Origin of the sequence: Serratia sp. CMO1 (genome assembly GCF_015689115.1) — a bacterium.
In the GTDB taxonomy this organism is placed as follows: domain Bacteria; phylum Pseudomonadota; class Gammaproteobacteria; order Enterobacterales; family Enterobacteriaceae; genus Serratia; species Serratia marcescens.
Genome location: NZ_CP065032.1, coordinates 4,552,575 through 4,575,748 on the forward strand (window position 1 = coordinate 4,552,575; position 23,174 = coordinate 4,575,748).

Below are 23,174 nucleotides of genomic sequence, written 5' to 3' on the forward strand. Positions count from 1 at the left end.
TGCTCTGCTCACTGTATTAATATAGATGCAAATGGCGGCTAAGCCACTGTTACTTAGTCCGATTTAATTACTCGCCCGCTCAGGCAGGCAGGCGGCGATCGACGCCAACACCAGCTCATGCCCTACGCCGCCGCGCACTTCCGCCGCACCGATCGCGGTCGGCAGCACCAGACGCAGTTCACCCGCCAGCACTTTCTTGTCACGCAGCATGTGCGGCAGATAGGATTCCGGCGTCATTTCCTGCGGCCCGCAGACCGGCAAGCCGGCGCGCAGCAGCAGCGTTTTGATGCGCTCAATGTCTTCAACGGAGAACTGGCCGAGACGGTGCGCGGTTTCCGCCGCCATCACCATGCCCGCAGCCACCGCTTCGCCGTGCAGCCATACGCCGTAGCCCATTTCGGCTTCGATGGCGTGGCCGTAAGTATGGCCAAGATTCAGCAAGGCTCGCAGGCCGCTTTCGCGTTCGTCGGCGGCCACAACCTCGGCCTTGAGCTCGCAGCAGCGGCGGATACAGTAGGCCAACGCCTGCATATCCAGCGCCATCAGCGCATCGATGTTGTTTTCCAACCAGACGAAGAACTCGCGATCGAGAATGATCCCGTATTTGATGACTTCTGCCAGGCCGGAAGAGAGTTCACGCGTCGGCAACGTTTTCAGGCAATCCAGATCAACCACCACCGAAGCGGGTTGATAGAAAGCGCCGATCATGTTTTTGCCGAGCGGGTGGTTGACGGCGGTCTTGCCGCCCACGGAAGAGTCCACCTGCGACAACAGCGTGGTGGGAACCTGAATGAAGCGCACGCCGCGTTGGTAGCACGCGGCGGCAAAGCCGGTCAGATCGCCGACAACGCCGCCGCCGAGGGCGATCAGCGTAGTATCGCGCCCGTGCGGTTTTTCCAGCAGCGCCGAAAACACCTGCTCCAACACCGCCAGAGATTTGTACTGCTCACCATCAGGAAGGATCACCTGATCCACCACGACGCCGCCCTGCTCCAGCACCTGCCGGACACGCTCCAGATAAAGCGGCGCCAGGGTCTGGTTGGTGACCAACATCGCTTGCTCACCCGCCTTCAACGGCATAAAAGAAGCCGGATCGTTGAACAATCCGGCGGCGATGGTAATCGGGTAGCTGCGCTCCCCAAGCGTTACAGTAATTCTCTCCATGTCGCGCTCAGTTCTCTGTATGGTGCGGCGGTGGTTGATCCCCGCAACTGCGGGGAACACAAATCAGTTCTCCGCATTGGCCGACGGCGAACGCGGAAAGCGGCAATCAGTTGCTTTCCAGCATGTTGATGATCTGGTTGGCAACCACTTTAGCGCTCTGATCGTCGGTGCGGATGGTGACATCGGCAATCTCTTCATACAACGGATTGCGTTCTTTCGCCAAGGCTTCCAGCACTTCACGCGGCGGAGAATCGACCTGCAGCAGCGGGCGTTTTTTATCACGCTGGGTACGAGCAAGCTGCTTCTCGATCGTGGTTTCCAGATAGACCACCACGCCGCGCGCGGACAGACGGTTGCGCGTTTCGCGCGACTTCACCGAACCGCCGCCGGTCGCCAACACAATCCCTTGTTTTTCCGTCAGTTCATTAATGACTTTTTCTTCACGATCGCGGAAACCTTCTTCCCCTTCCACGTCGAATACCCAGCCCACGTCAGCTCCGGTACGTCGCTCAATTTCTTGATCGGAGTCGAAGAACTCCATATTGAGTTGCTGAGCTAACTGACGGCCAATAGTGCTTTTGCCGGCACCCATAGGCCCAACCAGAAAGATATTGCGTTTCTCTGCCATGTTTTTCGGTATTACTAAGACAATTCGTTAATGTTAACCCGCCCCGCCAATCAAATCAGCGGCGGGACCTAAACTGAAACCTCATGAGCGATAGTGCGAGATCAGACGAAAAATTATCTCAACACTCTTGGTAGTTTGGCAACCGAATAAATCGCAATCCACGCCGCGGGAGGGAAACCATATGTTTTTAACGGCGTCTTGACGCTAACAAAAAACCTCGGTGCTCAATTCGGTAACCCTTGTAAGCTAAATCGGCCGCAGCGTCAAACGCAGATCCCCCCAAGGGGATAAAAAAGTGTATCTGCTCATCAACTTTAGGAGATTTGCCGCCCAGCCGACAGGCAGCCGCTTATCCCTTAATCAGAGTCGGCGTAATGAAGATCACCAGTTCGCGTTTTTTCTGTTGTGCGCCGCTTTGCCGGAACAAGCCCCCCAGCAGTGGCGCATCCCCCAATCCCGGCACCTTGTCCGCCGTCTTGCCGCTATGCCGTTGAAAAATACCGCCGAGCACCAGGGTTTCGCCGCTTTTCACCGTGATCTGCGTCTTAATCTCTTGTTTATCGATGGTCAATGCCTCACCCGCCCCGCGGCTGATGGCGCGCCCCGGCATATTTTGGCTGATGTGCAGCGTCAGCGTGATGCGCCCGTCCGGCAACACTTTCGGCGTCACCTCCATGCCCAGCACCGCCTCTTTGAACTCGATGGCGGTCGCACCGCTGGCGCCGCTCGACACTTCATAAGGGATCTCCGTCCCCTGTTTGATGCTGGCGGTTTGCAGGTGCGCCGTCAGCAGGCGCGGACTGGCGATGATCTCCACCTGATTCTCCTGCTCCAGCGCCGTCAGCTCGAGGCTCAACAAACGCCCGCTGATGCGCGCCAGATGAAAACCGGCGTTCACGGCGCCGCGTTCCAGCGGCAGATTGACACCGACATTGCCCGGCCGCAACGGCCGCGCCGGCCTGTCGTCGGCCGCCAACCCCCAACGCACGCCAAGCTCACGCAGGCTTTCGCGGTTGATGGTCACGATATGCGCCGCCAGTTGCACCTGCGCCAGCGGCGCGTCCATTTCCGTTATCCGCTTTTTCAACTGCGTCAGGATTGGCGCGGTGTCGCGCAGCAGCAACGTATTGGTGCGTTTATCCGCCAACACGCTGCCACGCTCGCTCAGCAACGCGCCGCGTTGGGCGTTGAGGCTTTCGGCAATTTCCGCCGCATCGCCGTTCTGTAACGTCAGGGTCAGGCTGTGCAGCGGTTGCCGCTGCGCCAACGCCTCTCGCTGCTGCCTTTTTTCCTGCGCGTCCGGCTCCGGCGAGATCAGTATCACGTTGCCTTCCCGCGTCATCGCCAGTTTGCCCATGCGCAGGGTCAACGCCAGCGCCTGAGGCCAGGGCACATTCTCTAGCCGCAGCGTCAGGTTGCCGCTCACGCCGGGCGCGGCGATCAGGTTCATCTGCCGATAATCCGCCAACGCCTGCAGGATGACCGTGACCGGTGCATCCTGAAATTCCAGGGAAACCCGCTGCTTATCCTGCGCCTGCGCGGTGCCGAGCGTCAGGCACCACAGCGCCACGCCCAATCCAGCACATCCTTTCATGGTTTGCCATCCTTGTTGTCCATCATGAGCGAGACGTCGCCCTGGCTCGCCGGGCAATCCGGTTCGGCCGTCAGCGCCGTTAACGTCAAGCTACGCGCCTGCACCTGCGTCACCTGCCAGCGCTCGGCCAGCACCCGTTGCTGCGGCCGCAGGCGCAACCATTGCCCCGCCGGCGTCACCACCCAGCCATAGCGCAGCGTCGGTTGCCCGATGACGCCTTTCAGTCGCCAGCTCGCCGGCGACGCCTCCGTTTGGGCACAAGCAGACATCGGAAGCGGCGCAAACGGGTCGCGCGGCTCAGCGCATAATGCCCATGGCCACAGCAGCCACCACCAACGGCCGGGTCTTTTACTCATTGGGCTGATCCTCGGCGGCATCCTGCAAAACCAACCTCGCCGTCATGCCAAGGGACGGCGTCTCCACGCTCAGTTGCTCGAGGCGTAAATCGGCGGGCAGCGCCTCCAGCAGCGCCAGCAAACCGGCGTAGTCAATGCGCAAGCTCAGCGTTTGCCGCGGCGGTTTTTCCTGCCGCTGCCAGCGCAACAAGGCGCCTCCCGCCCGTTGCAGCACGCTCGCCAGATCGCCGTTGGTGGACGGAGGAAGCGGCGCCGCCGGGATAGCGGTTTCCGGCACCTCGTCCAGTTGGCGTTGCACCATGGCGATCTGTTGCAACAGGCGCTGTTGCCGCTCCCCCGCGCTTTCCCGCTGACGCCATTCGTCTTGCAGCATCCAGCCACCGCCCAACAGCGCCAACGTGCCGATACCCAACCCTTGCGACAGCAGCAATAGCCAGCCCGGCAAGCTCAGCCAGAGGCGCAGCCCGGATGACAAACGGTTATCCATCACGCCCCCACTGCGCCGCCAGATGAAAGGTGTACAGGCCGTCGTCGCGTTGCGCCACCTCAGCCAAACGCAACCGCGGCAACGCAGGCATCCCCGCCAGCCGCCGTTCGAACTGCGTGATGGCCGCAGGAGAACGGCTCAATCCACGCAGCCGCAGGCCGTTCACCGCATCGCTCTCCAGCGCCGTGAGCCACAGCGGTGGAGGAATGCTGGAGGACAATTGCTGCAGCAGCTGAAAATAACGCCGGTTATGCTGGGCGTTGCTCGCCTGCCGTTCGGCGCGGGCGCGGTGCAGCGCCCGCTGCGCCCGCTCTTGCTGTTGCTGACGGGCGAGCAACGTCAGTGCCGCCAGCTCTTCACCCAGCATCGCCAGCCGCGCCTGCCGCTGCGCCTGTTGGTGACGCAATTGGCCGGCGACCAGGAACAGCGCCAGCAGCAGTGCCATTACCTGCAACATCAGCACGCCCAACCAGAAATAGCCGCGTCGCCGATCGCGGCGTTGTCGCCAGGGCAGAAAGTTGACCTGATACATCAGCGATCCTCCTCGCGCAGCGCCAGGCCACCGGCCAACGCGAACGCCGAAGGATGCGCAGGCAACGGCGGACGCAGCTGCGTGAAGGCGCTGAGCGGCGACCAGGCAAGGCAACCGGCGGGCAAGGCTCCCGCCAGCACGCTGCCGGCATAGACCGGCCGATCGTCGCCCACCGGCATCTGAGCTTGCAGCGCCCGCAGCGCCTGCGCGTCATCGTCGCCCGGCGCCAGACCAAAAGCGAACGCGCCGTCGGCCGGCGCCACCCACAGCCATTCTCGTTCGAGACGGTGCATCAGCCCCGCAGCGGGCGGCACGCCTGCCGCCGTCGCCATCATCCGCAGCGCGCAGGGGGTGATATCGACCGCTTGCGGATGCAGGCCAGCCTGACGCAGACAATGCAGCCACTGCTGCAGCTCCTGCCGCCGCGCGGCGGTCAGCAACAGCGCCGCCTCATCCGCCGGCGCGGTGCGATAGTCGAGCGCCAGCGTCTGGCCATCGAGCGGAAACTGCTTCACACCGTGGCCGCCGATATAGTCGCTGCGTTCCGGCTCGCGCAGCCGCACGTCCGGCTGCGCCATGCGTTGCTGCAACACGCGCTGCGCCGGCAGGGCAATGCGTAAGGAAATATGTCGCGGCAGTTGGACGCGCCATTGCCGCAGCGCCCGGATCAGGAATTCGGAAGGTTCCAGACAGCCATCGCGTAAAACCGCCTGCGGCAGCGCCTGCTGCCACCAGTGGCGCAACTGCCAGCCGTTGCGGCGGCGTTGGGCCGCCACCGCCCGCACGCAGTCGATTTGTATATCCAGCCCCACCTGCCATGCTTGAGGGAACATGTTTCGCAAGCCTCCATAACATCAGATGATAAAAGAACATATCCATGTCGCAGGCTTGCCTTTATACTACCGCGCGGTTGTTTATAAACTGCCCAAATGACTTAGAAATGGGAAATCTCAGGTGAAGTTCGTAAAGTATTTACTAATCCTTGCAGTATGTTGCATCGTGCTGGGAGCAGCCTCGATTTTCGGCTTGTACAAATATGTCGAGCCGCAGCTGCCCGACGTCGCAACGCTGAAAGATGTGCGGCTGCAGATACCGATGCAGGTCTACAGCGCCGATGGCGAACTGATCGCCCAATACGGCGAGAAGCGCCGCATTCCGCTGAAACTGGATCAAATTCCACCGGTGATGGTGCATGCATTCATCGCCACCGAAGACAGCCGCTTCTATGATCACCATGGCGTCGATCCGGTCGGCATCTTCCGCGCCGCCTCCATCGCGTTGGTCTCCGGCCACGCTTCGCAGGGGGCCAGTACCATCACCCAACAGCTGGCGCGTAACTTCTTCTTAAGCCCGGAACGCACCCTGATGCGTAAAATCAAGGAAGCCTTCCTGGCGGTGCGCATCGAGCAGATGCTCACCAAGGATGAAATCCTTGAGCTGTATCTGAACAAGATCTATCTGGGTTACCGCGCCTACGGCGTAGGCGCCGCCGCGCAGGTCTATTTCGGCAAAGACGTCAGCCAGCTGACCCTGAGCGAAATGGCGACCATCGCCGGCCTGCCGAAAGCGCCGTCCACCTTCAACCCGCTCTATTCGCACGATCGCGCCGTTGCCCGCCGCAACGTGGTGCTGTCGCGCATGCTGGACGAACACTACATCACGCAGGCGCAGTACGATCAGGCGCGCTCCGAAGATCTGGTCGCCAATTACCATGCGCCGGAAATCAGCTTCTCCGCGCCGTATCTCTCCGAGATGGTGCGTCAGGAGATGATCAAGCGTTACGGTGAAAACGCCTATACCGACGGTTACAAGGTTTACACCACCGTCACCAAACGGCTGCAGTTGGCGGCGCAGGAGTCGGTACGCAACAACGTGCTGGCCTATGACATGCGCCACGGTTACCGCGGCCCATCCAACGTGTTGTGGAAAGTCGGCGAAGCGGCCTGGGATCGCAAACAGATTGTCGATTCGCTGAAAAACCTGCCGAACTACGGCCCGCTGGCGCCGGCGGTGATCACCGCCGCCAACCCGCAGGAAGCGACGGCGATGCTGGCCGACGGCAGCAGTATTGCCCTGCCGATGGCGACCATGCGCTGGGCACGCCCATACCGTTCGGACACTCAGCAAGGCCCAACGCCGAAACGCGTCACCGACGTAGTGCAGACCGGCCAGCAAGTGTGGGTGCGTAAAGTGAACGAAGCCTGGTGGCTGTCGCAGGTGCCGGACGTCAACTCGGCGCTGGTCTCTATCAACCCGAACGACGGCGCGGTGAAAGCGCTGGTTGGCGGCTTCGACTTCAATCAGAGCAAGTTCAACCGCGTCACGCAGGCTCTGCGTCAGGTGGGCTCGAACATCAAACCGTTCCTGTACACCGCCGCGATGGATAAAGGCCTGACGCTGGCCACCATTCTGAATGACTTGCCGATTACCCGTTGGGATGCCGGCGCCGGCACCGACTGGCGGCCGAAGAACTCGCCGCCGACCTACGACGGCCCGATTCGCCTGCGACAGGGGCTGGGGCAGTCGAAGAACGTGGTGATGGTGCGTGCGATGCGCGCGATGGGCGTCGACTACGCGGCGGAATATCTGCAGCGCTTCGGCTTCCCGGCGCAGAATATCGTGCATACCGAATCGCTGGCGCTGGGGTCCGCCTCCTTCACCCCGATGCAGCTGGTGCGCGGCTACGCGGTGCTGGCGAACGGCGGTTATCTGGTCGACCCGTACTTCATCACCAAAATTGAAGACGATAACGGCAATACGGTGTTCGAAGCCAAACCGAAAGTGGTGTGCGGCAGCTGTAACCTGCCGGTGATCTACGGCGACACCCACCGTTCGGCGGTGCTGTCCGACGACAACATCGAAAACGTCGCCACCTCGCAGGAAGGCAACAACAGCACGGTGCCGATGCCTCAGCTGGAGCAAGTCACCCCGGCTCAGGTACAGCAGGACGGCGATCAACAGTATGCGCCGCACGTCATCAGCACACAGCTGGCCTTCCTGATCCACGACGCGCTGAACAGCAACATCTTCGGCGAACCGGGTTGGATGGGTACCGCCTGGCGCGCCGGCCGCGATCTGAAACGTCATGATATCGGCGGCAAAACCGGTACCACCAACAGTTCCAAGGACGCCTGGTTCTCAGGCTATGGCCCGGATACCGTGACCTCGGTGTGGATCGGTTTCGACGATCACCGCCGCGACCTGGGCCGTTCGACGGTATCCGGCGCCATCCCGGATCAGATTTCCGGCGGTGAAGGCGGTGCCAAGAGCGCCCAGCCGGCGTGGGACGACTTTATGAAAACCGCGCTGGAAGGCATCCCAGAGCAGAAAGTCACGCCGCCGCCGGGCATCATCAGCGTCACCATCGACAAGAGCAGCGGCAAGCTCTCTGGCGGTGGCGGCGGCAGCCGTTCCGAGTACTTCATCGAAGGAACGCAGCCGACGGACTACCCATCGCGCGATACCGGCACCACGTTGACCGATCCGGGCGGTGAAAGCCACGAGCTGTTCTGATCGAAAAGGGCCAGAGAAATCTGGCCCTTTTTTTATTCGGCGTGAAGCGTATCAGCGCGACGCGCGCAAAAATGCCTCGGAAAGGAACAGCGCGCTGACGTTGCGCGCCTCACGGAAATCCGGTTCCGCCAGCAGCGCCATCATGTTGGCGATCGGCCAGCGCACCTGCGGCAAGGGCTCCGGCTCATCCCCCTCCAGGCTCTGCGGATAGAGATCGTGCGCCAGCACGATATTCATTTTGCTGGAAAAGTAGGACGGCGCCATCGTCAGCTTACTGAGAAAATCAAAGCGTTTCGCGCCGTACCCCACCTCTTCCATCAGCTCGCGGTTGGCCGCCTCCAGCACCCCTTCGCCGGGATCGATCAGCCCTTTCGGGAACCCCAACTCATAGGATTCGGTGCCGACCGCATATTCGCGGATCAGCAGCAGGTCATCGCCAATCACCGGCACGATCATCACCGCTTCGCGATCCGAAGGCCGCATGCGTTCATACACCCGCCGAACACCGTTGCTGAATTCCAAATCGACCGACTCGACGTTAAACAAACGCGAACGCGCGACCGTTTCCACTTTCAGAATTTTAGGTTTTTGCAGGTGTTTATCCATGATTGCCTCAAAGAGGTTACCCAGGCGCGGACGGGCAACCGAAAAAATGATTGGCGTAACGCACGGCTCGTTGGCGCTCAAACGCTGACCAAATTCGATCCTGATCACATTGTGCGTTAAGGGCAAGCTCCGCCGCAACGCGCATGAACAGTAATTTACTTTCTTTTAACAAGCGTAGCCAGCGGCCGGCGATTTTCCGTACTGATTCAGCAAACAGCGCGCAAGAAAATAGGATAATACCGATATCGACGGCAGAGACCGGTTGCTAGTATCACGCAGGCAAGAATCAGTGATAAAATGGCCTTGCGTCATGAAGGAATGAGATCCAGAGCGAGAATCTGTTTGTTCCCTCATTAGTTCTGGGTGCCTCCTGGCGGTTTACTCCGTATAATATTCAGCTTTTCATCAGGTTGGCGAAATTCACGGGTGTGAGATGGGGATTGCATGAGCACAATAGTGTTGATATTGGCCTTAGTGCTTGTCTGCCTGATTGCCGCCGGCCTGTACCTGTGGTTCAAGGCCCGCAACCCGTCGGCGCTGGCGCACGCATTGCCGTTTATCAAGCCTGCCCACCGCAAGCTGACCGACGAAGAGCGCGCCGCGGTCGAGTTCTATCTCAATCAGCAAAACAAGCTGAGCAACAAACTGTTGCCCGGCGGCGGCGCTACGCTGCCCGCGGCCAAGCTGGCGCTCACACCGCAAAGCGATAACGTATATCCGGTCACGCACGCCATTACCCGCTACGGGCTGGCCAGCGACGATCCCAATAAATGGCGCTATTACCTCGACGCGGAAGAGGTGCATCTGCCGCCGTTTTGGGAACCCTATATCACCGCCGACAACCATGTGGAAGTGATCAGAACCCAGACGCTGCCGCTGGTGATTTCGCTCAACGGGCACTCGCTGAAAGATCATATTCACGATCGGCCGCAGCCGCCGGTGGTGGCCGCCACGCCGACCAAAAACGCGTCCATCCGCAAGGAAGAGAGCGAGCATGTCGAGCTGGTCAATATTCGCAAGGAAACGCCGGAAGAGCATGCGCTGAACCGGCCGAACGGCATCCGTGAAGCCGTCATCATCTCCGCCGCGCTGCTGCTGCTGTTCTTCAGCCTGATAAGCCCGGTGCTGGTTATCCCCTGGATGATTTTTGTGGCGGTGCTGATGATCGCCTGGGGATGCTGGAACCTGTTCCGCCGTCCGGCGTCGCGTGAGCTGAAAGAGATCCACTGCCTGCGCGGCACGCCGAAGCGCTGGGGCCTGTTCGGCGAGTCCGATCAGGGGCAGATCAGCAACATTTCGCTCGGCATCATCGATCTTATCTACCCGCCGCATTGGCAGCCGTACCTGACGCAGGATCTGGGCAAGACCACCGATGTGGACGTCTACCTCAATCGGCAGGTAGTGCGCCAGGGGCGCTTCCTCTCGCTGCATGACGAAGTGAAGAATTTCCCGCTGCAGCAGTGGGGCCGCAACGCGGTGCTGGTCGCCAGCTCGGCGCTGGTACTGCTGTTGCTGCTGATCTATATTCCGCTCAACCTGCCGCTGACCCTCAGCATGGCCTGGCTGCAGGGTGCGCAAAAAGTGGAAGTGACCAGCGTGCAAGCCCTGGAAGCCACGCCGCTGCGCATCGGCGACACGCTGAAAGTGCGCGGCAGCGGCATGTGCTATGTGCCGCCGCCGGCCAACGGCGGCGGCACCGTCAATTTTGCGCCGTTCGACTGCTCCGGCATCTATTGGAACAACGCCGCCCCGTTGCCGCAGCCGGAATCGGAAGTCATAGACAAAGCGACGGCCCTGCTGGCCACGGTCAACAGCCAGCTGCATCCGAGCGGCGCCGATCAGAAGGTCAACCCGCAGCTGGCCAGCGCCATCGAGAAATCCGGCATGATCCTGTTGGATGACTTCTCTGATATCGTTCTGAAAACACCGGATTTGTGCCAGGCAGAAAACGACTGCGTGCGGTTAAAAAACGCCTTGGTCAACCTGGGCAACGCCAAAAACTGGAGCGGCCTGGTGAAACGCGCCAGATCCGGCGCGCTGCAAGGCGTCAACGTCCTGCTGCGCCCGGTAAGCGCAGAGTCGCTGGAAAGCCTGACCAAAGTGGCCACGTCGTCGTTCATCTTCAATGAAACGCGCCTGGCCGCCGCGGCGCTCAACAGCCCGCCGCCGGGCGGTTTCCTGATCCGCAGCGATGAAGGCCGCCAGCTGGTCAGCCATCCGCAGTCTTCAGCGCCGCAGAGCGAATACAACGCCCTCGACCAGTGGAATGAGCTGCAGCGCCTTTCCACTCTGCTGCTGCATACCCCGTTCCAGGCGCAAGGGGTAATCACCAGCCTCAGCGTCGATGCCAACGGCACCCGCCACGTGGCGCTGCACAGCGAACCGGACATGATCACCCTGGGGCGCTACCTCGGCACCAGCCTGCTGTTGCTGGCGGTGGTCGTCAGCCTGGGCTATAACGCCTGGCGGCTGGTGCAGCGTCGGCGCATCAATCAGCACCGCGTCGCCGATATCCAGCGTTACTACGACAGCTGCTTCAATCCGCAGATCAATCCGATGTCGATGCGGCCGATGGCCTGAACCTGACGCCGGGCCTCCGCCCTGTCATCTGCTTATGCTACGCTAACGCTATTATTCTCATCTGCGGACCGCCCGTCGGTCCGCCCGTGGAGTTTTTATGGTTCCCGAATTTGATTGGCCGCAGATCGATACCGTGCTGCTGGATATGGACGGCACCTTGCTGGACCTGGAATTCGACAGTCACTTCTGGCTCAGCCTGGTGCCGCAAGCGCTGAGCGAAAGGCGCGCCATTCCGTTTGACGAAGCCCGTCATATCATTGAGCGGGAATATCAGGCGGTGCAGCACACCATGAATTGGTATTGCTTCGATTACTGGAGCGAGCGGTTGGATCTGGATATCTACCGCATGACCAGCGAAGTGGGCAGCCGCGCCCGGCTGCGCGAGGATACCGAGCCGTTTTTACGGGCGCTGCGCGACGCCGGCCTGCAAACCATTTTGCTGACCAACGCCCATCCGCACAGCCTGGCGGTGAAAATCGAGCATACCGGTCTGGATCGGCACCTTGATTTATTGTTTTCCACCCACACATTTGGTTATCCGAAAGAAGATCAGCGTCTGTGGCAGGCGGTGCAACAGCACACCGGGTTCAACCCGCAGCGCACGCTGTTTGTCGACGACGGCGAGCCGATCCTCGACGCGGCGCGCACTTTCGGCATTCGTTACTGCCTGGGCGTGCAAAACCCGGACTCCAGCACGGCGGAGAAAAGCTTCCAGCGCCATCCGTCGATGCGCGACTATCGCCTGTTGATACCGGCGCTGGCCAAGGGGGAAGCATGAAGGACAAAGCGACGCGCGACGACGCGGTCCGGCTGGATAAATGGCTGTGGGCCGCACGCTTCTACAAGACCCGCGCGCTGGCGCGCGAAATGATCGACGGCGGCAAGGTGCATTACAACGGCCAGCGTGGCAAGCCGAGCAAGATTGTCGAACTTAACGCCGAGCTCAAGCTGCGGCAGGGCAACGAAGAACGTACGGTGATCGTGCTGGCGCTGACCAGCCAACGCCGCGGCGCCGGCGAGGCGCAGCAAATGTATCAGGAAACCGAAGCCAGCATCGCCAACCGCGAAAAAATGGCGCTGGCGCGCAAGATGAACGCGTTGACCATGCCGCATCCGGACCGTCGTCCGGACAAAAAGGAGCGGCGCGACCTGATGAAATTTAAATTTGGTGAGCCGGAATAAGCCCTCACCGCAATGAGAGAAGATTATGTCCAACCATGACCAATTGCACCGTTACCTGTTTGAAAACTACGCGGTGCGCGGCGAGCTGGTTACCGTCAGCGAAACCTATCAGCAGATCCTGAATAACCACGACTACCCGGCGCCGGTGCAAAAGCTGCTGGGTGAACTGCTGGTCGCCACCAGTCTGCTGACCGCGACCCTGAAGTTCGACGGCGACATCACCGTTCAGCTGCAAGGCGACGGCCCGCTGAAGCTGGCGGTGATCAACGGCAACAACCGCCAGGAGATGCGCGGCGTTGCGCGCACCCAGGCGCCTATCGCCGACGACAGCACCTTGCATCAGATGATCGGCAACGGCGTCATGGTCATCACCATTTCCCCGACGGAAGGCGAGCGCTATCAGGGCGTCGTCGGCCTGGAAGGTGAAACCCTGGCCGAATGCCTGGAAGCCTACTTCCGCCAGTCCGAGCAGCTGCCAACCCGCCTGTTCATTCGCACCGGCGAAGCGGAAGGCAACGCCGCGGCGGCCGGTATGCTGCTGCAGGTGCTGCCGGCGCAGGACGGCAACCTCGATGATTTCGATCATCTGGTGCAACTGACCAACACGGTCAAAAGCGAAGAGCTGTTCGGCCTGCCGGCCAACGAAGTGTTGTACCGCCTGTACCATCAGGAAGAGGTCACCTTGTACGAACCGCAGGACGTGCAGTTCCGCTGCACCTGTTCTCGCCAGCGTTGCGCCGACGCGCTGCTGACCCTGCCGACCGACGAAGTGGCGGACATGCTGGAGCAGGACGGCAACATCGACATGCACTGCGACTACTGGGGCAGCCACTATGTCTTTGACCCGGTTGATGTTGCCGCGTTGTATGCGGGTAACACCGGCGAAAGCGACCAGTTGCACTAAGTGACACCCTTTCGGCGGGCGCGCCCGGCGCCCGCCAACGCCCGCCGTTTGCACGTTTGCTTTTTTCCGTGTGCTATCTCTCAGATCGTAACGAAATACCGCCTAAAACGTTAAATATTTGATACCCATCGCGGTTACGCACCGTTAGATCCCTACAATTGCCGCCAGAAATTCTGTGACCAAGGAGTAGTAACATGCGCGTTAAAGGTATAACCCCTCAGGATCTGGCCGCTTACGGCATTCACGACGTTAGCGAAATCGTTCACAACCCGAGCTATGAACTGCTGTTTAAGGAAGAAACAGACCCATCTCTGGAAGGTTTTGAGCGTGGGGTAGTCACCAAGCTGGGTGCCGTCTCCGTCGATACCGGCATCTTCACCGGCCGCTCGCCGAAAGACAAATACATCGTCCGCGACGACATCACCCGCGATACCGTGTGGTGGGCCGATCAGGGCAAAGGCAAAAACGACAACAAACCCCTCAGCCCGGAAGTGTGGGCCGATCTGAAACACCTGGTCACCGAACAACTGTCCGGCAAACGCCTGTTCGTGGTGGATACCTTCTGCGGCGCCAACGCCGACTCGCGCCTGAAAGTGCGCTTCATCACCGAGGTGGCCTGGCAGGCGCACTTCGTGAAAAACATGTTTATCCGCCCGAGCGACGAAGAGCTGGCTGACTTCGAGCCGGACTTCGTGGTGATGAACGGCGCCAAGTGCACCAACCCGAACTGGCAGCAGCAAGGCCTGAACTCGGAGAACTTCGTCGCCTTCAACCTGACCGAGCGCATGCAGCTGATCGGCGGCACCTGGTACGGCGGCGAAATGAAGAAAGGCATGTTCTCGATGATGAACTACCTGCTGCCGCTGAAAGGCATCGCCTCGATGCACTGCTCGGCCAACGTGGGCGAGAAAGGCGACGTGGCGGTGTTCTTCGGCCTGTCCGGCACCGGCAAGACCACCCTCTCCACCGATCCTAAGCGTCAGCTGATCGGCGATGACGAGCACGGCTGGGACGACGACGGCGTGTTCAACTTCGAAGGCGGCTGCTACGCCAAGACCATCAAGCTGTCTGAAGAAGCCGAACCGGACATCTACCACGCCATCAAACGCGATGCGCTGCTGGAAAACGTCACCGTGCTGGCCGACGGCAGCATCGACTTCAACGACGGTTCGAAAACCGAGAATACCCGCGTTTCTTACCCGATCTATCATATCCAGAACATCGTCAAACCGGTGTCCAAGGCGGGTCACGCCACCAAGGTGATCTTCCTGACCGCCGACGCTTTCGGCGTGCTGCCGCCGGTATCGCGCCTGACCGCCAACCAGACTCAGTACCACTTCCTGTCCGGCTTCACCGCCAAACTGGCCGGCACCGAGCGCGGCGTAACCGAACCGACGCCAACCTTCTCCGCCTGCTTCGGCGCCGCGTTCCTGTCGCTGCACCCGACGCAGTACGCCGAAGTGCTGGTGAAACGCATGCAGGCCGCCGGCGCCCAGGCTTACCTGGTCAACACCGGCTGGAACGGCACCGGCAAACGCATCTCGATCAAAGATACGCGCGGCATCATCGACGCCATCCTGAGCGGTGAAATCGACAAGGCGGAAACCGTCACTCTGCCTATCTTCGATCTGGCGATGCCGACCGCGCTGCCGGGCGTGAACCCGGAAATCCTCGATCCGCGCAACACCTACGCCAGCCTCGAGCAGTGGCAGGAAAAAGCGCAGGATCTGGCCGAGCGCTTCATCACCAACTTCGACAAATACACCGACACGCCTGCGGGCGCCGCGCTGGTTAGCGCCGGCCCGAAGCTGTAATTCGGTAACGTTACCTCTTCAGCTAAGGCGCGGATCCCGCGCCTTTTTTTATTTCAATTGATTGCTTTTTAACCGGCAAGACGAGAAAATAAGTCAATGCAATCATTGATAGCAAAGGAGGTTTCAATGGCTACTATCACCGTCAGAAATCTGGACGACGAAATCAAAGAGCTGCTGCGTATCTCAGCGGCGAAAAACGGCCATTCCATGGAAGAGGAAGCGCGCATGATCCTGAAACAGGCGCTGGTGAAAAAGCCGCCGCGCTATGGATTGGGTACCTGGATGCATCAGCACTTCGCCGAATTCGGCGGCGTTGAGCTGGAGATCCCACCGCGTGACGCCGTGCCGCCACGCATCGTCACCTTTGATGATGAAGATGACAACGCATGATCATTATCGACACCAACGTCATTTCAGAAACGCTGCGTCCCAGCCCGTACTACAACGTCATTAACTGGTTAAATGAAAAGGACAATGACGAGCTCTATCTCAGCGCCATTGTCCTCGCCGAACTGTTTAGCGGCGTCGCCTGCATGCCTGACGGCAAGCGCCAGCGGGATCTCAAGCTGAAATTGGCGGACGCCATTGAATTGAAGTTCGAGGGGCAGATATTGCCGTTTGATGGGCTGTGCGCGATGCAATACGCGGAATTGACGGCAAGGAATCGGCTGCTGGGTAAAGCGATGAGCGTGCCGGATACCCAAATCGCCGCCACCTGCCTGCATTACGGCGCCGCCCTGGCCACCCGCAATACCAAAGACTTCCTCCACTGCGGCATCGAGTTAATCGATCCGTGGCAGGCGCCGACCGGCCGTCGGTTGCATGAAGATGCGGCGGAATACTACGTGATGAGCAGAAAGTCCTGACGGGGCCGCAGCGGCGCGGCCCACACCAGAGTGTCAGGCGTTTTCCCTGGCCGTTTGATGGCCGTTGGTCGACTCTTTTTTCTCCATCGGCAACGGAATATACGCGCGGATCAACAGCCCACCGCGCTCGCTGGTGCCGATATCCAGTTCGCCGTCATGCGCGTCGATAATACGCTGCACGATCGCCAGCCCCAGACCGGTGCCGCTGGTGCTGCGCGCGCTGTCACCGCGTACGAACGGCTGCAGCAGGTGCTTCAATTCTTCCGGCTTGATGCCCGGGCCGTCATCTTCCACCTGGAACCAGCCGCGCTGCAGCTCGCGACCGCTGCTGACCTTGATCCAACCGTTGCCGTAACGCGCCGCGTTCACCACCATGTTCACCGCCGCCCGCTTAATCGACAGCGGATGCACATTCATCATCAGCTCGCCCGGCGACAGCGCGGTTTCAATTACCCGCTCATAGCCGCTTTCCGCCGCGACCACTTCGCCTAAAATGGCGTTCAGATCGCTGCTTTCGGTCGGCATCTCCTGCCCGGTGCGCAGATAATCGATGAACTGCTCGATGATGGCATTGCACTCTTCGATGTCTTTATTGATCGACTCGGCCAGATAACCGTCTTCGGCGCTCATCATCTCCGTCGCCAGCCGAATGCGCGTCAACGGCGTGCGCAGGTCATGGCTGACCCCGGCCATCAGCAAGGTGCGATCGTCCGCCAGCTGCTTGACGCCCGACGCCATCTGATTGAATGCGCGAGTCACTGACCGCACTTCGGAAGCGCCATACTCGCGCAGCGGCGGCGGAATGATGCCCTTGCCCACCTGCAGCGCCGCATGTTCCAGCTCCACCAACGGGCGGTTTTGAATGCGGATAAACAGCCAGGCGCCGCCGATCTCGAGCAGCATGATCGCCAGCGTATAGCGGAACAGCGGCGAGAAGTCGCCCTGGTGGATTTCCGTCAGCGGCACGCGCACCCAGATATCGGGCTGCAGCCAGGTTTTCAGCCACACCACCGGGGAGTTCTTGTTCACCTCCACCCGAACATCGGTCGGCCCGCCGAGCTGCTGCGCCATCTGCTGGCTGAGGAACTGGTAGTGCTGCGCCCAGCGCAGGCCGCTCTCCTCCGCCGCCGAATTCGTGTAGAGAGAGATGCCCAGTTCGCGGTAGATCTCACGGCGGAATGCCGGCGGCACTTCCAGCAGCGTGCCGTCTTCCAGCTGCAGCCGATCGGTCATCAGCATACGCACTTCGTAGGCCAACACCTTGTTGAACTGCTGCAGGCTGGGCAGGATGGCGAAGTTCAGCACCACCAGATAGGTCGTCACCAGGCTGACGAACAGCAAGGTGACGATCAACAACAGGGTTCGGGCAAACGAGCTACGCGGTGAAAAGCGCAATCGCCTCATGCCTTGCTGCCGTCCGGTACGAAGACGTAGCCGAGACCCCACACGGTCTGGATATAACGCGGATGCGCCGGATCTTCTTCAACCATGCGGCGCAGGCGAGAGATCTGCACGTCAATGGAACGCTCCATGGCGCTGTATTCGCGGCCACGCGCCAGGTTCATCAGCTTATCGCGCGACAGCGGTTCACGCGGGTGGCTGACCAGCGCCTTCAGTACCGCGAACTCGCCGCTGGTCAACGGCATCGGTTCGTCTTCGCGGAACATTTCGCGGGTGCCGAGGTTCAGTTTGAATTTGCCGAACGCGATCACCGCCTCTTCCTGCGAAGGCGCGCCCGGCAGTTCGTTCGCCTGGCGGCGCAACACCGCGCGGATACGAGCCAACAGCTCACGCGGGTTGAACGGTTTAGGAATGTAGTCGTCGGCGCCGATTTCCAGCCCCACGATGCGATCGACCTCTTCGCCTTTGGCGGTGACCATAATGATCGGCATCGGGTTGCTCTGGCTGCGCAGGCGGCGGCAGATGGACAGGCCGTCTTCGCCCGGCAACATCAGATCGAGCACCATCAAATGGAAGGATTCACGAGTCAGCAAGCGATCCATTTGCTCAGCGTTGGCAACGCTGCGAACCTGGAAGCCCTGCTCGGTTAAATAACGTTCTAAAAGCGCGCGCAGGCGCATGTCATCATCGACAACCAGGATCTTATGATTCTCTTGCATGGTATTACTCCCAAAGGCTTTATTGCCTGACTCGAATATTGTTAGAAAACCTTGCCATTTGAGACAGCGTTTAATGGTATGTATTCTAGACGAAATTGTTACAAAGCTTATTCTTTTCCCCATTTATCAACAATTTTCAGTGAATGTCGACGGGGGTTCGTTAAAATTTCGCCCTTTATCGGCGCAATGTGGGGCGACGGCCCAATTTTGCACAATTTCGCCACCGGCGAACCGACCGGTGGCGTTTAGCCGTCGGGTCAGGAAGTCTGCAGGAAACGCGCCAGCTGCCGGCGCAACTGCCGGTTCTCTTGCTGCAGCGCATCAACCCGATCGAGCAGCGTCAACGCCATAGCGATCCCCGGCCAATCCAGATCCAGCTCGGCACGCAGCCTGCGCGCGCGCTGCAGATGGCTCAGCGCCGGGTAATCGAACTCCCAGCGCGGCTGCGCCGGCTCCAGCGGCACGATCACGCCCAGGCCGACGATCTCGACCAATTCGTCCTCTGAAATCTCCACTCGCTGACACAGTTCCACCACGGTGAATGTGATCTCTTTCTTCATCATGTGCTTTACTCCCATTCCGCACGCGGATTGAACGCCGCCTGCTCAGCCAGCTCTCGCCACAGGGCGCTGGCCTTCTCGTTCGGCTTCGGCGGCATCACCACCTTGAGAATGACATACAGATCGCCGGGCTCTTTCTTGCCCGCCAGCCCTTTGCCCTTGACCCGCAGCCGTTTGCCGCTCTGGCTGCCGGCCGGCACGGTCAACGCGATTTTGCCGGTCAGCGTCGGCACCTCGATGCTGGCGCCGAGCGCCGCTTCCCACGGGGCGAGCGGCGCCACGATGCTCAGATTGTGGCCATCAATTTCGAACAGCGGATGCGGCGCGAGGCGGATGACCAGATACAGGTCGCCGTTCTGGCCGCCGCCCACGCCGGCAACGCCCTGCCCCTTGAGGCGAATGCGCTCGCCGTCGCCCACGCCGGCCGGGATTTTCACGTTCAGCGTTTTGCTGGCTTCGCTCACCTGCCGCCCCAGCTCGTCGTACACCGGCAGCGTGTAGGAGATCTCGCGGCTTTGGCCATGCAGCGTTTCCTCGAGGAACAGCGGCACCTCCATTTCGAGATCCTGGCCGCGGAAGCCATGCCCGCCGTGCGAGTGCGAAGCGGAGCGATGCCCGCCCGCCGCCCGCCCGCCGAACATGCTTTCGAAGAAATCGGAGAAGTCTTGCGCGTCGGCGCCGTGCCATGAAGCGCTCTGCTGATAGCCGCCGTGATCGCCGCGCGCCTGGCGGCCAAAGTTCGGATCGTTGCGATGCAGCCGGATCTGATCGTACTCGGCGCGGCGCTCCTCGTCCTTCAGTACCTCATAGGCTTCGGCCACTTCTTTGAACTTGCTTTCGGCGTCGTCTTCAGTGCTCACGTCAGGGTGATATTTACGCGCCAGCCGACGGTAGGCCGTTTTGATGGTTTTCAGATCGGCGTTGGGCTCAACGCCCATCGTGGCGTAGTAATCTTTAAATTCCATGCGGTAATACCTTCAATGTGTTGGGTTGTGCGCCAAAATTCCTTGTCTCTCTCGCCAGATATCCTCCTTTCGTCACATTCCTTTTCCGCTATCGCTAAGCATACTCCCGATTGTTAAAAGCTGCGCAAACTGAATAAAAACCGTGCGACAACGCGCAGGCCCGCGCGCCATTTCTAAAGCCCCCCGCATTCACGTACACTGTGGCGGTGACCCCATAAAGATAAATCACGATGAGAACTCAACTGATAACCCGTGAAGGGTATGACAAGCTCAAACAAGAGCTGGATTACCTCTGGCGCGAAGAACGCCCCGAGGTGACCAAGAAAGTGACCTGGGCCGCCAGCCTGGGCGACAGAAGCGAAAACGCCGATTACCAGTACAACAAGAAGCGGCTGCGCGAGATCGATCGCCGCGTCCGCTATCTGACCAAATGCCTGGAGCAGTTGAAGATCGTCGATTACTCCCCGCAGCAGGAAGGCAAAGTGTTCTTCGGCGCCTGGGTAGAGGTGGAGAACGAAGACGGCGAAATCAAACGCTTTCGCATCGTCGGTTACGACGAGATCTTCGGCCGCAAGGATTACATCTCCATCGACGCGCCTATGGCGCGCGCCCTGCTGAAAAAAGAGGTCGGGGACGTCGCCACCGTCAATACGCCGCTGGGCGAGGCGCAGTGGTACGTGAACGAGATAGACTACCCGAAGTAAGCTTTCAGCTTTTTCCGAACCGCCGCCAACGCCGCCGCCTGAGCTGTTCTCCACGCCGCGGCCGCGCGGCGGCGGCCCGCTCCACTGGCATTTTCCCCGATCAATCCGTATAACTGTCCCCTGTTTATTCACCGTTCTCAATACAGATACCAGACCTATGAATGACCCACTGAGCCGCATTATTGCAACAGAACTGCAGGCCCGGCCGGAGCAAGTCGACTCCGCCATCCGTCTGCTGGATGAAGGTAATACCGTGCCCTTTATTGCACGCTATCGTAAGGAAGTCACCGGGGGCCTGGACGACACCCAACTGCGCCAGCTGGAAACCCGCCTGGGTTATCTGCGTGAACTGGAAGATCGTCGCCAGACCATCCTGAAGTCGATCGATGAACAGGGCAAACTGACTGAACAACTGGCGGGGGCGATCAACGCCACGCTGAGCAAGACCGAACTCGAAGACCTCTACCTGCCGTACAAACCGAAGCGCCGCACCCGCGGCCAGATCGCCATCGAAGCCGGCCTGGAACCGCTGGCGGACACGCTGTGGCAGGATCCGCAACAGCAGCCGGAACAACTGGCCGAACGCTACGTCGACGCCGACAAGGGCGTGGCGGATGTGAAAGCCGCCCTCGACGGCGCGCGCTATATCCTGATGGAGCGCTTCGCCGAAGACGCCGCGCTGCTGGCCAAGGTGCGCGACTACCTGTGGAAAAACGCCCATCTGGTGTCCAAAGTGGTCGAGGGCAAGGAAGACGAAGGCGCCAAGTTCCGCGACTATTTCGATCACCACGAACCGATTTCCCAGGTGCCTTCGCACCGCGCGCTGGCGATGTTCCGCGGCCGCAACGAAGGCGTGCTGCAGCTGGCGCTGAACGCCGATCCGCAGTTTGAAGAAGCGCCGCGCGAAAGCCAGGCGGAGCTGATCATCATCAATCACCTCAATCTGCGCCTGAACAACGCCCCGGCCGACGCCTGGCGCAAGGCGGTGGTCAACTGGACCTGGCGCATCAAGGTGTTGCTGCACCTGGAAACCGAGCTGATGGGCACGGTGCGCGAGCGCGCGGAAGATGAAGCGATCAACGTGTTCGCCCGCAACATGCATGATCTGCTGATGGCTGCGCCGGCCGGCATGCGCGCCACCATGGGCCTCGATCCGGGCCTGCGCACCGGAGTGAAAGTCGCCGTGGTCGACGCAACCGGCAAGCTGGTCGCCACCGACACCGTCTACCCGCACACCGGGCAAGCGGCCAAAGCCGCCGCCATCGTCGCGGCGCTGTGCATCAAACACAATGTAGAGCTGGTGGCCATCGGCAACGGCACCGCGTCGCGTGAAACCGAGCGTTTCTATCTCGACCTGCAAAAGCAGTTCAGCGACGTCCGGGCGCAGAAAGTGATCGTCAGCGAAGCGGGCGCATCGGTGTACTCCGCGTCCGAACTGGCGGCGCAGGAGTTCCCGGATCTCGACGTATCGCTGCGCGGCGCGGTGTCCATCGCTCGCCGCCTGCAGGATCCGCTGGCGGAGCTGGTGAAGATCGACCCGAAATCCATCGGCGTCGGCCAGTATCAGCACGACGTCAGTCAGAGCCAGCTGGCGAAGAAGTTGGATTCGGTGGTGGAAGACTGCGTGAACGCCGTCGGCGTCGATCTGAACACCGCGTCGGTGCCGTTGCTGACCCGCGTGGCCGGCCTGACGCGCATGATGGCGCAGAACATCGTCAACTGGCGCGACGAGAACGGCCGCTTCAGCAACCGTGAACAGCTGCTGAAGGTCAGCCGCCTGGGGCCGAAAGCGTTCGAACAGTGCGCCGGCTTCCTGCGCATCAACCACGGCGACAACCCGCTGGATGCCTCCACCGTTCACCCGGAAGCCTATCCGGTGGTGCAACGCATCCTGGCCGCCACCGAGCAGGCGCTGCAGGATCTGATGGGCAACGCCTCCGCGGTGCGCAGCCTGAAAGCAGTTGATTTCACCGACGACAAGTTCGGCGTGCCGACGGTCACCGACATTCTGAAAGAGCTGGAGAAGCCGGGCCGCGATCCGCGTCCGGAGTTCAAAACCGCCACCTTCGCCGAAGGTGTGGAAACCCTCAACGATCTGCAGCCGGGCATGATCCTGGAAGGCTCGGTGACCAACGTCACCAACTTCGGCGCCTTCGTGGATATCGGCGTGCATCAGGACGGCCTGGTGCACATCTCCTCGCTGGCGGACAAATTCGTCGAAGATCCGCACACCGTGGTGAAGGCCGGCGACATCGTCAAAGTGAAGGTGATGGAAGTCGATCTGCAGCGTAAACGCATCGCGCTGAGCATGCGCCTGGATGAGCAACCGGGTGAAGGCTCGCCGCGCCGCGGCGGCAACGCGCCGGCACAGTCGCGCGACACCGCCAACCGTTCGGCGGGCGGCAACAAGGCCAAACCGCGCAACGCGGCGCCGGCCGGCAACAGCGCCATGGGCGACGCGCTGGCGGCGGCATTCGGCAAGAAACGCTAAGTCAGAGCCAACAGGGCGGAGCCTGCTCCGCCCTTTCTGATGAATAAAACTTGCGGCATTTCTTGACCCGTCTCAATAAACCGTCATCTTTTTATTTCCTGTTCCTGC

At 60.6% G+C, this 23,174-nt stretch carries 22 protein-coding genes; 10 read left to right on the plus strand and 12 right to left on the minus strand.

Annotated elements, in window-relative coordinates:
- Positions 1-63: 63 nt before the first annotated feature.
- The 7 genes from aroB to pilM form a co-directional block, all read right to left on the minus strand.
- Entirely contained in the window at positions 64-1,164 is a 1,101-nt protein-coding gene (gene aroB / locus IT763_RS21740; protein ID WP_016930366.1) for a 3-dehydroquinate synthase, read from the minus strand.
- A 106-nt stretch (positions 1,165-1,270) separates the two neighbouring features.
- The gene (gene aroK, locus IT763_RS21745; protein WP_004391482.1) at positions 1,271-1,792 is read right to left on the minus strand and encodes a shikimate kinase AroK; all 522 of its coding nucleotides are present in this window, start codon (positions 1,790-1,792) and stop codon (positions 1,271-1,273) included.
- A 349-nt stretch (positions 1,793-2,141) separates the two neighbouring features.
- The gene (gene hofQ, locus IT763_RS21750) at positions 2,142-3,386 is read right to left on the minus strand and encodes a DNA uptake porin HofQ (protein WP_049300722.1); all 1,245 of its coding nucleotides are present in this window, start codon (positions 3,384-3,386) and stop codon (positions 2,142-2,144) included.
- Positions 3,383-3,742: a HofP DNA utilization family protein gene (locus IT763_RS21755; protein ID WP_097101269.1), complete on the minus strand. Its 360-nt coding sequence runs from the start codon at positions 3,740-3,742 to the stop codon at positions 3,383-3,385. Before IT763_RS21755 ends, hofQ begins: the two co-directional genes overlap by 4 nt.
- On the minus strand, positions 3,735-4,229 hold the full coding sequence (locus IT763_RS21760) for a hypothetical protein (RefSeq protein WP_049300723.1): 495 nt from the start codon (positions 4,227-4,229) through the stop codon (positions 3,735-3,737). Before IT763_RS21760 ends, IT763_RS21755 begins: the two co-directional genes overlap by 8 nt.
- Positions 4,222-4,761, minus strand: a complete 540-nt coding sequence (locus tag IT763_RS21765) for a PilN domain-containing protein (RefSeq protein WP_143778633.1) — start codon at positions 4,759-4,761, stop codon at positions 4,222-4,224. The genes IT763_RS21760 and IT763_RS21765 overlap by 8 nt, the downstream gene beginning before the upstream one ends.
- Entirely contained in the window at positions 4,761-5,594 is an 834-nt protein-coding gene (pilM, locus tag IT763_RS21770; protein WP_016930373.1) for a pilus assembly protein PilM, read from the minus strand. The genes IT763_RS21765 and pilM overlap by 1 nt, the downstream gene beginning before the upstream one ends.
- A gap of 121 nt (positions 5,595-5,715) precedes the next feature.
- Here pilM and mrcA point away from each other — a divergent pair, with 121 nt between their 5' ends.
- Positions 5,716-8,274 carry a peptidoglycan glycosyltransferase/peptidoglycan DD-transpeptidase MrcA gene (gene mrcA / locus IT763_RS21775; RefSeq protein ID WP_049300725.1) on the plus strand — a complete coding sequence of 853 codons (2,559 nt, stop codon included), beginning with the start codon at positions 5,716-5,718 and terminating at the stop codon, positions 8,272-8,274.
- A 51-nt stretch (positions 8,275-8,325) separates the two neighbouring features.
- Here mrcA and nudE read toward each other — a convergent pair whose 3' ends face one another.
- Entirely contained in the window at positions 8,326-8,880 is a 555-nt protein-coding gene (nudE, locus tag IT763_RS21780) for an ADP compounds hydrolase NudE (protein WP_015379304.1), read from the minus strand.
- Positions 8,881-9,324: 444 nt separating this feature from the next.
- Between nudE and IT763_RS21785 the strand changes: the two genes are divergently transcribed.
- The 7 genes from IT763_RS21785 (at position 9,325) to IT763_RS21815 (ending at position 16,226) form a co-directional block, all read left to right on the plus strand.
- Positions 9,325-11,460 (plus strand): intracellular growth attenuator family protein, encoded by a 2,136-nt coding sequence (locus IT763_RS21785; RefSeq protein ID WP_206194999.1) that lies wholly within the window; start codon positions 9,325-9,327, stop codon positions 11,458-11,460.
- A 97-nt stretch (positions 11,461-11,557) separates the two neighbouring features.
- Positions 11,558-12,238 (plus strand): GMP/IMP nucleotidase, encoded by a 681-nt coding sequence (yrfG, locus tag IT763_RS21790; RefSeq protein ID WP_025304546.1) that lies wholly within the window; start codon positions 11,558-11,560, stop codon positions 12,236-12,238.
- Entirely contained in the window at positions 12,235-12,642 is a 408-nt protein-coding gene (gene hslR, locus IT763_RS21795; protein WP_016930377.1) for a ribosome-associated heat shock protein Hsp15, read from the plus strand. Before yrfG ends, hslR begins: the two co-directional genes overlap by 4 nt.
- A 25-nt stretch (positions 12,643-12,667) precedes the next feature.
- Complete coding sequence (gene hslO, locus IT763_RS21800; protein WP_206195000.1) at positions 12,668-13,546, plus strand: Hsp33 family molecular chaperone HslO; 879 nt, start codon at positions 12,668-12,670, stop codon at positions 13,544-13,546.
- Between the two features lie 194 nt (positions 13,547-13,740).
- On the plus strand, positions 13,741-15,360 hold the full coding sequence (gene pckA, locus IT763_RS21805; RefSeq protein ID WP_015379308.1) for a phosphoenolpyruvate carboxykinase (ATP): 1,620 nt from the start codon (positions 13,741-13,743) through the stop codon (positions 15,358-15,360).
- 126 nt (positions 15,361-15,486) lie between these two features.
- On the plus strand, positions 15,487-15,750 hold the full coding sequence (locus tag IT763_RS21810; protein ID WP_004930730.1) for a plasmid stability protein: 264 nt from the start codon (positions 15,487-15,489) through the stop codon (positions 15,748-15,750).
- Positions 15,747-16,226, plus strand: coding sequence for a type II toxin-antitoxin system VapC family toxin (locus tag IT763_RS21815; protein ID WP_016930378.1), 480 nt, complete (start codon positions 15,747-15,749; stop codon positions 16,224-16,226). The genes IT763_RS21810 and IT763_RS21815 overlap by 4 nt, the downstream gene beginning before the upstream one ends.
- Before the next feature lie 33 nt (positions 16,227-16,259).
- Here the strand turns inward: IT763_RS21815 and envZ are convergent, their stop codons facing one another.
- The 4 genes from envZ to cbpA all read right to left on the minus strand — a co-directional run bounded on the left by envZ (position 16,260) and on the right by cbpA (position 19,871).
- Positions 16,260-17,630 (minus strand): two-component system sensor histidine kinase EnvZ, encoded by a 1,371-nt coding sequence (gene envZ, locus IT763_RS21820; protein ID WP_206195001.1) that lies wholly within the window; start codon positions 17,628-17,630, stop codon positions 16,260-16,262.
- Positions 17,627-18,346, minus strand: a complete 720-nt coding sequence (ompR, locus tag IT763_RS21825) for a two-component system response regulator OmpR (RefSeq protein ID WP_004709363.1) — start codon at positions 18,344-18,346, stop codon at positions 17,627-17,629. The genes envZ and ompR overlap by 4 nt, the downstream gene beginning before the upstream one ends.
- 257 nt (positions 18,347-18,603) lie before the next feature.
- Positions 18,604-18,909: a chaperone modulator CbpM gene (locus tag IT763_RS21830; RefSeq protein WP_004930739.1), complete on the minus strand. Its 306-nt coding sequence runs from the start codon at positions 18,907-18,909 to the stop codon at positions 18,604-18,606.
- Between the two features lie 5 nt (positions 18,910-18,914).
- The gene (gene cbpA, locus IT763_RS21835) at positions 18,915-19,871 is read right to left on the minus strand and encodes a curved DNA-binding protein (protein WP_089185100.1); all 957 of its coding nucleotides are present in this window, start codon (positions 19,869-19,871) and stop codon (positions 18,915-18,917) included.
- Positions 19,872-20,101: 230 nt separating this feature from the next.
- Between cbpA and greB the strand changes: the two genes are divergently transcribed.
- Both greB and IT763_RS21845 read left to right on the plus strand, forming a co-directional pair.
- Positions 20,102-20,575, plus strand: a complete 474-nt coding sequence (greB, locus tag IT763_RS21840; protein ID WP_016930381.1) for a transcription elongation factor GreB — start codon at positions 20,102-20,104, stop codon at positions 20,573-20,575.
- A gap of 157 nt (positions 20,576-20,732) precedes the next feature.
- Complete coding sequence (locus IT763_RS21845) at positions 20,733-23,066, plus strand: Tex family protein (RefSeq protein ID WP_033639208.1); 2,334 nt, start codon at positions 20,733-20,735, stop codon at positions 23,064-23,066.
- The last annotated feature ends 108 nt before the right edge of the window (positions 23,067-23,174 follow it).